Raw genomic sequence first — 11,698 nt, forward strand, 5'->3', positions numbered from 1 at the left:
ACAGATTTCAGGAGAATGAGCGATGGAAATGAAGCCCCTGGGCCGGACTGGAATCATGGTGAGCGACCTGTGTCTGGGTACGATGACATTTGGTACGCAGACATCCGAGGCCGACGCGCATACTCAGATGGACATGGCACTTGATGGGGGCATTAATTTCGTCGATGCCGCCGAGATGTATCCGGTGAATCCCATCTCGAAAGAGACGGTGGGCCGGACCGAAGAAATCCTGGGCATCTGGAACGCCTCAAACCCGTCACGGCGTGGTGACTATGTTCTGGCAACCAAGCATTCTGGGGCAGGGTTCGCACATGCGCGCGATGGCGCACCTATTTCACCGCAGACAATCCCCGAGGCGGTCGAAGGTTCCTTACGCCGACTGCAAACGGATTGCATCGACCTTTATCAGTTTCACTGGCCGAACCGCGGCAGCTATATGTTCCGGCAAAACTGGACCTATGCGCCTTCGGGGCACAATACCGATGAGGTTCTGGACAATATGCACGAGTGCCTTGTTGCCCTGAAAGAACAGGTCAACAAAGGAAATATCCGAGCGTTTGGCCTTTCGAACGAAAGCGCCTGGGGCACCGCTCAGTGGTTGCGGATCGCCGAAGCCACCGGCACGCCCCGCGTGGCATCTGTTCAGAACGAGTATTCTTTGATGTGCCGGCATTTCGACACCGATATGGCCGAGCTGAGCGCGCACGAGGATGTGGGGCTGATGGCCTTTTCACCGCTTGCCGCCGGATTTTTGACCGGGAAATACCAAAACGGCATGGTGCCCGAGGGTTCGCGGATGTCATTGGTGCCTGAGGTGGGAGGACGTCATCGCAGACGGGCATTTGAGGCGGTTGCGGCCTATCTAGAGATCGCGGACCGCCACGATCTGGACCCGGTCCATATGGCGCTGGCCTGGTGTCGGACGCGGCCCTTCATGATGTCGGCCATTTTCGGCGCGACAACGGTGGCGCAGCTTGGGCATATTCTCGACGGTAAGGAACTTCGCCTTTCCGGGGAAATTCTGACTGAAATCACCGACGCGCATCGCGCGCATCCGATGCCGTTCTAGGGGGCGCTGCCCTCGTCTCCGCAGGCGGAGCCTCCCCCGCGGTATTTTCAATCAGATAAAGCGGATCCGCTTAGTGATGTGTGGGTTGTGTCCTGTCTTGCCGTAGGTCCCGGGCCGAAAGGCCGTACGCTGTGCGAAAGGCGCGGGCAAAGCTGGATTGCGAGGCGAAACCCGTCGCCAGGGCCACATCCATCAGTGACATATCGGTGTCCGTCACCAATCTGCGTGCCTCGGCCAGTCGGAGCTGCAGGTAATGGTCCTGTGGCGTGGTGTTCAGGCGCAGTCGGAACTGCTGTTGCAGGGTGCGTGAACTGGTGCCCAGGGTTTCGGCGATATCTGCCAATGGCATAGGGTCGTCCAGTGCGGATTGCATCAGCGTATTGGCTTTGGCGGTCAAAGCTGTGTGGCGATGCGGCGCCCCGGTGCGGCTTTGTGGTTTTGTGGGATCAGGCGCACCGTCATAGAGGAACAGACCCGAGACGCGGGCGGCAAATCCGGCGCCATGGCGGGCGGCGATGATATGCAGCATCATCTCGACCGCTGGGATCGCCCCGCCCGAGGTCAGGCGGCCTTCAGAAACGGTAAACCGGTCAGGGCGCACGTCCACTTCGGGGAAGCGGGCAGAGAAGTTCTCCAAATCTTCCCAATGGGTGGTGGCGGCGTGGCCGTTCAGCAGGCCTGCCTCGGCCAGCAGCCAGGGACCGCCATCAATACCTGCCATTGTGGTGCCGGTCTTGGCGATGCGGCGTAGGCCGGCCAGCAGGCTGGGTGTGGCATGGCGGGCCAGTTGGAACCCGGCAACTACAATCATCAGATCGCAGGATTGCAGCCGGGCCAAAGGTACACCCGGAACCGAAAGCGCACTGGTCAGCATGGCGGGTTCAGCGGTGGCTGTCACATAATCCCAGTCAAAGGCCGGACGATCCGCCAACCGATTGGCGGCGCGCATTGGATCAACGGCCGACGCAAAGCTGAGCGTGTTGCATTCGTCCAGTACCAGCACAGCCGTTTTCAGGGCACGATGTTCGGGCTGCAATATGTTTTTTGCGGATTTCATCAAGTTCGATTCGCATTCTGACAAGTGTTTGACCAAAGCTGCGCCAAACTCGGGGGCGAAAGCAAATCGGAATCCGTGGAGAAGCCTGGGGAAAACTCAGGGTTAACCGGGTATAAGCTGGGGAGAACGCCATGCCTTTGGAAATGAACCGCGAAGTCTTCATTACGTGCGCCGTCACAGGCTCGGGTGGGACGCAGGATCGCAGCCCGCATGTGCCGCGTTCGCCAAAGCAGATCGCCGACAGCGCGATAGCTGCAGCCAAGGCAGGGGCGGCGGTGGTGCATTGCCATGTGCGCGACCCTGAGACCGGAGCGCCTTCGCGTGATCTGGCACTGTATCGTGAGGTCACAGATCGCATTCGCGATGCCGAGGTCGACGCCGTGCTGAACCTGACTGCTGGCATGGGTGGCGACATGGTGTTTGGCGGTATCGAAAACCCGCTGCCGCTGGCCGAGGCGGGAACTGATTTGGTTGGCGCGACCGAGCGTGTGGCCCATGTGGCCGAATGCCTGCCGGAAATCTGCACCCTCGACTGCGGCACCATGAATTTTGCCGAGGCCGATTATGTGATGACCAACACGCCGGGTGCGTTGCGCGCGATGGGCCAGATGATGACCGATCTGGGGGTAAAGCCCGAGATTGAGGCCTTTGATACCGGTCATCTGTGGTTCGCCAAGCAGTTGGTGAAAGAAGGCGTTCTGGAACCGAACGCTCTGGTTCAGCTGTGCATGGGCGTTCCATGGGGTGCGCCGGATGATCTGAACACCTTCATGGCGATGGTGAACAACGTGCCGGATGACTGGACCTTCAGCGCGTTCTCATTGGGCCGGAATGAGATGGCCTATGTGGCCGCTGCGGTTCTGGCGGGCGGCAACGTGCGCGTCGGGCTGGAGGACAACCTGTGGCTGGACAAAGGCGTGCTGGCCGAGAATTGGCAACTGGTAGAACGCGCGGGCAGCATCATCGAGAATATGGGCGCGCGGGTGATCGGGCCGCAGGAGGTCCGCGAGAAGCTTGGGTTGGTGAAGCGGGCGCCGAAAAGCTAGGCGGGCCATGTTCCGCCGAGTTATTTCATGGGTAGTCGGATGTTTGCTCGTTGGATTGGTTCCAGCGTGTGGCTTGGTCGGAAATGAAGGCTTTCGAGCGCGTCAATTTGCTATTCAACCTGTCGAAGCGGTGAATTGGTCGATCTTTGACGAGGCGTATTTCGAAGTGGCTGCGCTCAGACGCAAAAGCAAGAACACGCAACGGCTTTTTGTGAGGCTTGAGGGACAGCCATACCCTAGCTATCAATTGCGTGACCCGGACCGGACCGAATGTTTTGGGTACATCGCAGGAGCAAGTGATTGCTTTGAAAACCACCTGAGCGTGCCTACCCGGCGATCCGAGTCTGCACTTGAATATGACATCACTGCCGCAAGCCCCACAAAGTTTCACATCATCTACGTGGGTGACGGGGAGCAGATGGTTGTATTGGCCCGCACAGATAGGTCGTTTGCAGTTGTACTGAGCAGAGATTTAACGATCACACAAAATCAACTGACGATTGCGCGTGACGTACTGAGCGAAAATGGGTTTGACCCTCAAGAGTTGAAAGTAGTGAAGTGATGACAAAAACAGCAGCAATCATTGGCGGCGGAGTTATCGGCGGCGGATGGGCCGCGCGGTTCCTGCTGAACGGTTGGAACGTTCGGGTATTCGACCCGGACCCGGAAGCCGAGCGTAAAATCGGAGAAGTTCTGGACAATGCGCGCCGCTCGCTGCCGGGGCTGAGCGACGTCCCGTTGCCTCCTGAAGGTGCGTTGTCATTCCATGATGATATGGCCGATGCAGTGCAGGGTGCTGCTTGGATTCAGGAGAGCGTGCCGGAACGCCTGGACCTGAAGCTGAAAGTTTACAAGGGCTTGCAAGAGGCTTGTGATCCGGGTGCGATCATCGGGTCCTCGACCAGCGGGTTCAAGCCGTCAGAGTTACAGGAGGGCGCGCTGCGCCCCGAACAGATCGTGGTGACGCATCCGTTCAACCCGGTATACCTGCTGCCGCTGATCGAATTGGTGCCAACTGGCGCGAACCCGCCCGAGATGATCGAACGGGCGCAAGAGGTCCTGAAATCGGTCGGATTCTTCCCGCTGCACGTCAAGAAAGAGATCGACGCACATATCGCTGATCGGTTCCTTGAGGCCGTCTGGCGCGAGGCGCTGTGGCTTGTCAAGGACGGCGTCGCCACGACCGAGGAAATCGACGAGGCGATCCGTATGGGGTTTGGCATCCGTTGGGGGCAGATGGGTCTGTTCGAAACCTATCGTGTCGCCGGCGGCGAGGCTGGGATGCGGCATTTTATGGCGCAGTTCGGCCCGGCACTGAAATGGCCCTGGACCAAGCTGATGGATGTGCCCGAATTCACTGACGAGCTTGTCGATCTGATTGCAGATCAGTCAGATGCGCAATCCGGCATGCATTCGATCCGCGAGCTGGAGCGTATCCGCGACAACAACCTTGTGGGCATGATGCGGGCGCTCAAGGCGCAGAACTGGGGCGCGGGGGCGGTGCTGAACCAGCATGATGCTCTGCTGAAACCGGGTGCGCTGCCATCATTGGAGCAAGCGGATCTGAGCCAACCGATCCTGACTCTGTCCCGTGCCGTGCCTTTGGATTGGACCGATTACAACGGCCATATGAACGAAGCAAAGTATCTTGAGGCTTTTGCCGACGCCACCGACCGGTTCATGGAGATCATCGGTTGCGATATGGAATATATCTCGTCCGGGGGCAGCTATTTCACCGCGGAAAACCACATTCGTTACATGAATGAGGTCCATGCCGGCGCAAAGATTGAGGTGCGCACCCAGATGCTGTTGGGGCAGGGCAAGAAACTGCACGTGTTCCACAGCATGTATAGCGGTGAGACGCTGCTGGCGACCGGGGAGAGCTTTTTGCTGCATGTCAGCCTGGAAACACGCCGCCCCAGCCCGCCATCGCCCAGCATTGAGGCCGCTATGGCCCGCATCGCCGAAGCGCAGGCCGGATTGCCTTATCCCGAAGGGGCCGGGGTTGCGATCCGGAAACCCTCATGACCTGCCGGGTGTTGGTGACGGCTGGCGCTTCGGGTGTTGGTCGGGCTATGGCAGAGGCGTTTGATGCGGCCGGGTATGATGTCTGGATCACAGATATTGATCGGGCGGCGCTAGATGGCGTGCCGGATCATTGGACAGCCCACCATGCTGACGTGTCGGATGAGGGTGATATGCATGCCGTGTTCGCCGCGATTTCTGATGCGGGTGGTCTGGATTCGCTCTGCGCCAATGCGGGAATTGCCGGGCCAACCAGCGCTATCGAGGATATTGACCTCAAGGACTGGCGGGGGTGCGTTGCGGTCAATCTGGACGGGGCGTTTCTGGCCGCCAAATATGCCGCGCCTATGATGAAATCTGCCGGTGCCGGCAGCATCATCCTGACCTCATCCACGGCGGGGCAATACGGCTATCCGTTTCGTGCGCCCTATGCCGCGGCCAAATGGGCAGTGATCGGATTGATGAAAACACTGGCGATGGAGCTTGGTCCCCACGGCGTCCGCGCCAATGCGATTTGTCCCGGCGCGGTGGAGGGCCCAAGGATGGAAGGCGTTCTGGCACGCGAGGCGGCGACCAAAGGTATGAGCCGGGACGAGGTCTATCAGGGCTATGCCTCGGGCACGTCCATGGGTCGTTTCGTCGAAGCGCAGGACATAGCCAATATGGCTGTCTTTCTGTCCTCTGGCGCAGCGCGATTGGTGTCGGGCCAGGTGATCGCGGTGGATGGCCACACGGTTAATCCTGACCCGAAGTTGTAAGCTAGCCCTGGTTGGGGCCTCGGATCTGGCGGATGGTCTGACGAACGGCTTGCCAATCGCGGGCTTGCTGAGCGTTTCCGGCAGCCTCGCATTCGCGCATTTTCATTGCGGCTTCTGCCTCGGCCTGGTCACCGTGCGCCGTGTATAAAGCCCGTGCATATTGGGCTGTTTTCAGTGCGTCCATTCCTGTGGTCCTCCGTCTGTGGTCGGAATGCCCGAAAGTTCGCGCCCGGCGACGATACCACAGGTTGTACGGGGATGCATCACATGTCGCGGGAAATCGCTGCTCTGAGCTGTTGCAGGTGCTCTGGAAAGTCCCGTGCGGTCACGACCGCCTCGCGAACCAGAGTGTCGAAATGGCGGCTGAAAATTTCAATCCGGTCGCGATCGCGAAAGGCCATGTAATGGCTTCCTGCGTAAAACACGCAAAGAAGGGGACCGAAAATCGTTACGGGAGCCGAATATAGCCGTTTGGCATCGAACAAATAGATACGCAGCCGTGGGTAGAGCTGTTCACACAACTCCAAAAGGTGGTCAATCTGATCCAGCCGCTTGCGAAGGCTAAGGCCTTGATAATAGCCGGTTGCATGCGAAAAGCTGTCGATTTCGTACATCGGCATTGCGATCTCATAATCGGACTGGGCGCTGCGCATCCAGGTCAGTCGATCTTCGGACGCACCTATGGCCTGATCTGCCGTGCGCCCCAGATGCGGTGCGTATTCCCATTCCAGAACGGTGCGGGTCTTGAGCATGTCGGGCAAGGTCGCAGGAACATATCTGATTTTGTAACCCGCTGCCTCTTGGTGCCACTCGAATATGCGCTCATCTACCAGGGCGCGGGGGGCCTCAGTCATGCTCAGCGACAAAGCCAGCAACTCGGCCGCGCTTTCCGGCCGGTCAGACAGGCTCAGCAACCAGTCCGCCGAAACACCCAATGCCGTCGCGCAGCTTCCGACAACATGGGCATTCGGCAACCGTGCCCCGTGATCGGTCAACAGTTGCGATACGGTTGAGCGGTCAACACCGATCTGTCGCGCGAGGGCGCTTCGGCTGATTTGGCGTTCTTCCATTGCGCGGGCCAGGCGCAAACGGAATTGAGCCGCACGGTCGCGTTTGTCGATTTTATCCTGCATGTGGTGATAAATATCATGTTTGATGAGTTTTGTTAATCATATTCGGAATTTTCAACCTAAGCGGCAAGCCGTAATTCTAAAGCCATAACAATATTATGGGTGACGGAATGGAAACACGACGCAGATCGGTCGTGAAGGCGGTTTTGTGGAACGTGATGGGCCTGATCATCATGTCGGTGGTTGGGCTGGTTGCGACGGGGTCCGCCGCGATTGGCGGAACTCTGGCCGTAGTAAATACGGCGATCGGGCTGACGCTCTATGTGGTTTATGAGAGGGTCTGGGCGGGCATTTCGTGGGGGCGCAATGTCTGAGCGCCCGGGTCCGGAATGGGGCACTTTCACGCTGATGCTGGCCTGTTATGCTGCCTGGTTGGCCGTGATCTTCTTCCTGCCCATCTGGTTAGCGGTTCCAGTGATGGGCGCGGTGGCCGCGTTACATTCATCATTGACGCATGAAGCACTGCACGGGCATCCTTTTCGCGCCAGATGGCTGAACGAGGCGCTGATGGCGCTGCCCTTGACCTTGTTCATCCCATATCAGCGGTTCCGAGACCTGCATTTGGCGCATCATCGGGATTCAACGCTGACCGATCCCTATGATGATCCTGAATCAAACTATCTGGACCCAAAAGTTTGGACGGGGCTAGGTCACTGGCACAGGCGATTGTTATCGGTGAACAACACTCTGTTGGGGCGGATCGTTTTGGGCCCTGCAATCGGACAGGTTGCCTTTGTCAGGGACGAGTTGCGAGGGGCCGCGCGTGGCGAATGGGACATATTGCGCGCATGGGCTTTGCATATGGCGGGCGTGGTTGCGGTTATCTGGATCGTGACCTTGTCGCCCATGCCGGTCTGGGCCTATGTCCTGTCCGCGTATTTGGGGCTTGGCCTTGTCAAAATACGCACTTTTCTGGAACACCGTGCGCATGAAGATGTGGGGGCAAGAACCGTTATCATCGAAGATCGCGGGATACTGTCTTTTCTGTTTTTGAACAACAATTTACATGTAGTTCATCATCTGAACCCGCGTACCCCCTGGTATCAACTTCCGAAGATCTACCAGCAGGGTAAAGAGGGCTATCTGGCCACGAACAAGGCCTATGTATACCCATCATATGCCGATGTTTTCCGGGCGTATTTCTGGAAGGTAAAAGACCCGGTGGCGCATCCGCTCTGGCCAAAGGGTTGATTTGGGGCCACAAAAGGCGGCATGAGCCTCTGGATACCTGTCACTATCGCCGCCGCAACGTTTCAGACGGTGCGGTTCATGCTGCAAAAATCGCTGAGCAGTGTAAAGCTGACGGCCGCCGGGGCGACATTTGCCCGGTTTGCCTATTCAATCCCGCTGGTTCTAATCGCTCTGATCGCGGCGCTGCAGTTGACGGGGTATTCCTTGCCGCCGCTGACCGCCCGGTTCTGGGTGTTTGCCACCATTGGAGGAACGGCTCAGATCCTTGCCACGATCTGTGTCGTCGCCTTGTTCAAACAGCGCAATTTTGCTGTCGGCATAACTTTTAAGAAAACCGAAGTGATCCAGACCGCCATCGTTGGTTTTCTGGTCCTGGGCGATCAGGTCTCGTCCTGGGCGCTTGGGGCGATCTTTCTGGGGCTGACGGCTGTGTTGCTGCTGTCGAAAAGTCCTGGAGGAGACGGGGCGTGGTGGCGACACCTGACGAACCGGGCCTCGCGGCTTGGCCTGGGATCAGGTGTGCTGTTTGCGTTTTCCTCGGTCAGTTATCGGGGTGCCTCGCTTGAACTGGGCGAGATTGATGCGTGGTTTCGGGCACTTGTGACGCTGGCAGTCGTTGTCTCGCTCCAGTTCGTCAGCATGGGCCTGTGGCTGTTGTGGCGAGACAGGGCCGAGCTGCGCGCCGTGTGGCAGACACGCCGAACAGGCGTATTTGTCGGACTGACCAGCCTGTGCGGATCGTTCTGCTGGTTCTTGGCATTCACCTTGCAAAACGCCGCCTACGTCAAGGCTCTGGGGCAAGTCGAGCTGATCCTCAGCTTGTTCGCGTCGATCTTGTTTTTCCGCGAAACCATCACCCGGCGCGAGATCGCCGGGATGACGTTATTGGGCGCATCAATTCTGGCGCTGGTTTTGTCTATTTAACCCGTGCGGCGTTCGTCGAAGCTGAGCGCGATAAAGCTGGGCAGGTGATCGCCCATTCCCACGACCGAAGGACCGTTGTCAGCGCGCCGTCCACGGCCTCTGACTTCTTTATCCTTCTTGCGATCTTCTCTTCTATCGTCGCTTTTGGGGGCCTCTGTTGGTCGGACCTCAGTTGGCCGGGCCTTTTTCTCGGGTTTTGGCCTCTCGGGTTTCGGCTCTTCCTTTACCGGATTGTCCAAGCGAGGAATTTCTTTTTGAATCAGCTTCTCGATCGCGGCCAGTGCTTTTTCATCGCGACCCGAACAGATAGTGATCGCTTTGCCTTCGCGTCCGGCGCGACCTGTACGACCGATCCGGTGCACATAATCCTCGGGGTGGCCGGGGACGTCGAAATTGATCACATGACTGACCGAGGGCACATCCAATCCGCGCGCGGCAACGTCCGAGGCGACAAGCAGACGTAGTGTTCCGTCACGGAAACCGTCCAGTGTTTTCGTCCGTTGTGACTGATCGAGATCGCCATGGATCGCGGCAGCATCATAGCCGTATTTCTTCAGCGATTTCGCACAGATATCCACATCGGTCTTACGATTGCAGAAGATGATCGCGTTGGTGCATTTTTCGCCCTCGGAGTCGATCAGCGAACGCAGGACTTGGCGCTTGGCGCTGGCCTCGCGGTCACGGCGACCACCTTTGAACATGACCACACTTTGCTCGATGGTTTCCGAGGCCGTTGCCTGACGGGCAACTTCGATCCGGGTTGGGGCCGACAGGAATGTATCGGTGATCCGCTCAATCTCGGGCGCCATGGTGGCTGAGAAGAACAGCGTTTGGCGTGTGAATGGCGTCAGCGAAAAAATGCGTTCGATATCGGGGATAAAGCCCATATCCAGCATTCGGTCGGCCTCATCCACCACCATGATCTGGACGCCGGTCAACAACAGTTTGCCGCGTTCGAAATGATCCAGCAGGCGACCTGGTGTGGCGATCAGAACGTCGACGCCACGGTCGATCAGCGCATCTTGTTCCTTAAAGCTGACGCCGCCGATCAACAGCGCTTTGGTCAGCTTTACATTTTTGGCATAGGTGTCGAAATTCTCGGCCACCTGCGCGGCCAGTTCCCGCGTCGGGCACAGCACCAGCGACCGCGGCATGCGCGCACGTGCGCGGCCACGGGCCAGCAATGTGATCATCGGTAGCGTGAAGCTGGCGGTTTTGCCTGTACCGGTCTGGGCGATACCCAGAACGTCCTTGCCCTCAAGCGCGGGTGGGATCGCGCCTTCCTGGATCGGTGTTGGCGTTTCGTATCCGGCTTCCTCAATGGCTTTGAGGACCTTCGGGTTCAGGTTCAGTTCGTTAAACTTTGTCATGTATGTCCGGTTGTTGCGGACACTAAAACCTGGCCCGCGCGTAAAGAATGTGCCGGGCCCGGATGGCCATGCGATGTTTTGTGCATTTCGGCTTGGCGGGACATAACAAAATCACGGGGCAGGGTCAAATGAAGTCACTTTTACGCTGCAACACCGGCTGACCATGCGGATTTATCGCAACAATTCAGGTACTTCCGGGGAAATGTTTCGCGACTTTTCCATCCAAATCCAACGGACGGTGCTTAATCAGCCCAAACTTTTCGAGGCGGGTGCGAACTTCTTGGTCGGCGCCACTGATTTCATCATAGAAAGCCCGCAGGCCGTGAGCCCCATCTTCTTCTTCGATCCAGCTCAGCAATTCATTCATGTTCATCCCGCCTTGTTCGCGCGGAACATTGGGTGACATGCCTGGCTGATACGAGCCCTTTTCGAACCGGAACCGATAATGGGCTAGCCAATGATCCCAGTCAGGTGCATGACGGTGGCATAGATCAACGTGCGGCAGCTCGACCTTGGTCGGGAGGATTTCGCCATCCTGAAACAGATTGTGAATCCGGAAATTGATCTTGGGTAAGCCTTTGCGAACAAACAGTTTACCCTGAACATGGCTGAGGAATCCAGCAAGAACAAATCCGCCAAAATTCGGATAAAGTGCCTGAACGATCCCATCACGGCCCTGACCAGCGGGGATATAGGCTTTGTACAGGTCTTCGGTTCCGCCTACGGGCTCGATCGGACGAACGCGCACCGCTGGGATATGTTGCGGAATCTCCGCTAATATCGCGCCAAGGTCGGATTGCGGCCAGAGGAACTCGTCCAGATCAATATGGGCGAGCCAGTCGACCTCAGCCTTTCTGTAAGTAAAGCTGGCATTTGCGGTTTGCCGGACCTGATGTTTGTCGGGCCGCTCGCGCTTTCGGTTCGCCCAGTACCCTTCGTCGCAGTTGCGTATTTCGATCCGTGGGTGGCGGTTCAGGGCGTTGAACGCAGCCGGGCAAGGCTCGTCCAGATACAGATACATCCGGTCGGCCCCGAGATCGAGGTGATAGGCCGCAAACCGAAGTATGTCCGGGGCCGAGCCCCGGATCGTCGATACAATGCCCCAGCTTGGGACATTATCCGGCATAT

Annotated in this window: 13 protein-coding genes; 8 read left to right on the plus strand and 5 right to left on the minus strand. The window is 58.0% G+C overall.

Annotated elements, in window-relative coordinates; all coding sequences use genetic code 11:
* Positions 1-22 precede the first annotated feature (22 nt).
* On the plus strand, positions 23-1,069 hold the full coding sequence (locus AC2FH9_RS09450; protein ID WP_496871315.1) for an aldo/keto reductase: 1,047 nt from the start codon (positions 23-25) through the stop codon (positions 1,067-1,069).
* Between the two features lie 70 nt (positions 1,070-1,139).
* Here the strand turns inward: AC2FH9_RS09450 and AC2FH9_RS09455 are convergent, their stop codons facing one another.
* Positions 1,140-2,126 carry a GlxA family transcriptional regulator gene (locus tag AC2FH9_RS09455; RefSeq protein WP_496871316.1) on the minus strand — a complete coding sequence of 329 codons (987 nt, stop codon included), beginning with the start codon at positions 2,124-2,126 and terminating at the stop codon, positions 1,140-1,142.
* A gap of 131 nt (positions 2,127-2,257) precedes the next feature.
* Between AC2FH9_RS09455 and bcoG the strand changes: the two genes are divergently transcribed.
* Genes bcoG through AC2FH9_RS09475 form a run of 4 tightly spaced genes read left to right on the plus strand, consistent with a single transcriptional unit; the run spans position 2,258 to position 5,955 of the window.
* Positions 2,258-3,172, plus strand: a complete 915-nt coding sequence (bcoG, locus tag AC2FH9_RS09460) for a 3-dehydrocarnitine:acetyl-CoA trimethylamine transferase BcoG (RefSeq protein ID WP_281994518.1) — start codon at positions 2,258-2,260, stop codon at positions 3,170-3,172.
* Between the two features lie 7 nt (positions 3,173-3,179).
* Entirely contained in the window at positions 3,180-3,734 is a 555-nt protein-coding gene (locus tag AC2FH9_RS09465) for a lipocalin/fatty acid-binding family protein (RefSeq protein WP_496749634.1), read from the plus strand.
* Complete coding sequence (locus AC2FH9_RS09470) at positions 3,734-5,200, plus strand: carnitine 3-dehydrogenase (protein ID WP_496749635.1); 1,467 nt, start codon at positions 3,734-3,736, stop codon at positions 5,198-5,200. Before AC2FH9_RS09465 ends, AC2FH9_RS09470 begins: the two co-directional genes overlap by 1 nt.
* Positions 5,197-5,955 carry an SDR family oxidoreductase gene (locus AC2FH9_RS09475; protein ID WP_496749636.1) on the plus strand — a complete coding sequence of 253 codons (759 nt, stop codon included), beginning with the start codon at positions 5,197-5,199 and terminating at the stop codon, positions 5,953-5,955. Before AC2FH9_RS09470 ends, AC2FH9_RS09475 begins: the two co-directional genes overlap by 4 nt.
* Position 5,956: 1 nt before the next feature.
* Here AC2FH9_RS09475 and AC2FH9_RS09480 read toward each other — a convergent pair whose 3' ends face one another.
* Together AC2FH9_RS09480 and AC2FH9_RS09485 are read right to left on the minus strand one after the other, a co-directional pair.
* Complete coding sequence (locus tag AC2FH9_RS09480) at positions 5,957-6,139, minus strand: hypothetical protein (protein WP_142633436.1); 183 nt, start codon at positions 6,137-6,139, stop codon at positions 5,957-5,959.
* 79 nt (positions 6,140-6,218) lie between these two features.
* Positions 6,219-7,088 carry a helix-turn-helix domain-containing protein gene (locus AC2FH9_RS09485; RefSeq protein WP_496749638.1) on the minus strand — a complete coding sequence of 290 codons (870 nt, stop codon included), beginning with the start codon at positions 7,086-7,088 and terminating at the stop codon, positions 6,219-6,221.
* 107 nt (positions 7,089-7,195) lie between these two features.
* Here AC2FH9_RS09485 and AC2FH9_RS09490 point away from each other — a divergent pair, with 107 nt between their 5' ends.
* Genes AC2FH9_RS09490 through AC2FH9_RS09500 form a run of 3 tightly spaced genes read left to right on the plus strand, consistent with a single transcriptional unit; the run spans position 7,196 to position 9,200 of the window.
* Positions 7,196-7,399, plus strand: a complete 204-nt coding sequence (locus AC2FH9_RS09490; protein ID WP_142635106.1) for a DUF2061 domain-containing protein — start codon at positions 7,196-7,198, stop codon at positions 7,397-7,399.
* Positions 7,392-8,276 carry a fatty acid desaturase gene (locus AC2FH9_RS09495; protein ID WP_496871319.1) on the plus strand — a complete coding sequence of 295 codons (885 nt, stop codon included), beginning with the start codon at positions 7,392-7,394 and terminating at the stop codon, positions 8,274-8,276. Before AC2FH9_RS09490 ends, AC2FH9_RS09495 begins: the two co-directional genes overlap by 8 nt.
* 21 nt (positions 8,277-8,297) lie before the next feature.
* Positions 8,298-9,200 carry an EamA family transporter gene (locus AC2FH9_RS09500; protein WP_496701182.1) on the plus strand — a complete coding sequence of 301 codons (903 nt, stop codon included), beginning with the start codon at positions 8,298-8,300 and terminating at the stop codon, positions 9,198-9,200.
* On the opposite strand, the gene AC2FH9_RS09505 is transcribed toward AC2FH9_RS09500, so the two are convergent.
* Both AC2FH9_RS09505 and AC2FH9_RS09510 read right to left on the minus strand, forming a co-directional pair.
* Positions 9,197-10,570, minus strand: coding sequence for a DEAD/DEAH box helicase (locus AC2FH9_RS09505; RefSeq protein WP_496871321.1), 1,374 nt, complete (start codon positions 10,568-10,570; stop codon positions 9,197-9,199). The two genes, AC2FH9_RS09500 and AC2FH9_RS09505, sit on opposite strands and share 4 nt — an antisense overlap.
* Before the next feature lie 184 nt (positions 10,571-10,754).
* Positions 10,755-11,696: a glycosyltransferase family 2 protein gene (locus AC2FH9_RS09510; protein ID WP_496749645.1), complete on the minus strand. Its 942-nt coding sequence runs from the start codon at positions 11,694-11,696 to the stop codon at positions 10,755-10,757.
* Positions 11,697-11,698 lie beyond the last annotated feature (2 nt).

The organism is Ruegeria sp. CDSC081, assembly GCF_059610485.1.

What these genes read in the sequence shown, in the direction of transcription:
- AC2FH9_RS09450 (WP_496871315.1), top strand. Translation starts at nt 23, where the DNA reads ATGGAAATGAAGCCCCTGGGCCGGACTGGAATCATGGTGAGCGACCTG.
- AC2FH9_RS09455 (WP_496871316.1), bottom strand. Translation starts at nt 2,126, where the DNA reads ATGAAATCCGCAAAAAACATATTGCAGCCCGAACATCGTGCCCTGAAA.
- bcoG (WP_281994518.1), top strand. Translation starts at nt 2,258, where the DNA reads ATGCCTTTGGAAATGAACCGCGAAGTCTTCATTACGTGCGCCGTCACA.
- AC2FH9_RS09465 (WP_496749634.1), top strand. Translation starts at nt 3,180, where the DNA reads ATGTTCCGCCGAGTTATTTCATGGGTAGTCGGATGTTTGCTCGTTGGA.
- AC2FH9_RS09470 (WP_496749635.1), top strand. Translation starts at nt 3,734, where the DNA reads ATGACAAAAACAGCAGCAATCATTGGCGGCGGAGTTATCGGCGGCGGA.
- AC2FH9_RS09475 (WP_496749636.1), top strand. Translation starts at nt 5,197, where the DNA reads ATGACCTGCCGGGTGTTGGTGACGGCTGGCGCTTCGGGTGTTGGTCGG.
- AC2FH9_RS09480 (WP_142633436.1), bottom strand. Translation starts at nt 6,139, where the DNA reads ATGGACGCACTGAAAACAGCCCAATATGCACGGGCTTTATACACGGCG.
- AC2FH9_RS09485 (WP_496749638.1), bottom strand. Translation starts at nt 7,088, where the DNA reads ATGCAGGATAAAATCGACAAACGCGACCGTGCGGCTCAATTCCGTTTG.
- AC2FH9_RS09490 (WP_142635106.1), top strand. Translation starts at nt 7,196, where the DNA reads ATGGAAACACGACGCAGATCGGTCGTGAAGGCGGTTTTGTGGAACGTG.
- AC2FH9_RS09495 (WP_496871319.1), top strand. Translation starts at nt 7,392, where the DNA reads ATGTCTGAGCGCCCGGGTCCGGAATGGGGCACTTTCACGCTGATGCTG.
- AC2FH9_RS09500 (WP_496701182.1), top strand. Translation starts at nt 8,298, where the DNA reads ATGAGCCTCTGGATACCTGTCACTATCGCCGCCGCAACGTTTCAGACG.
- AC2FH9_RS09505 (WP_496871321.1), bottom strand. Translation starts at nt 10,570, where the DNA reads ATGACAAAGTTTAACGAACTGAACCTGAACCCGAAGGTCCTCAAAGCC.
- AC2FH9_RS09510 (WP_496749645.1), bottom strand. Translation starts at nt 11,696, where the DNA reads ATGCCGGATAATGTCCCAAGCTGGGGCATTGTATCGACGATCCGGGGC.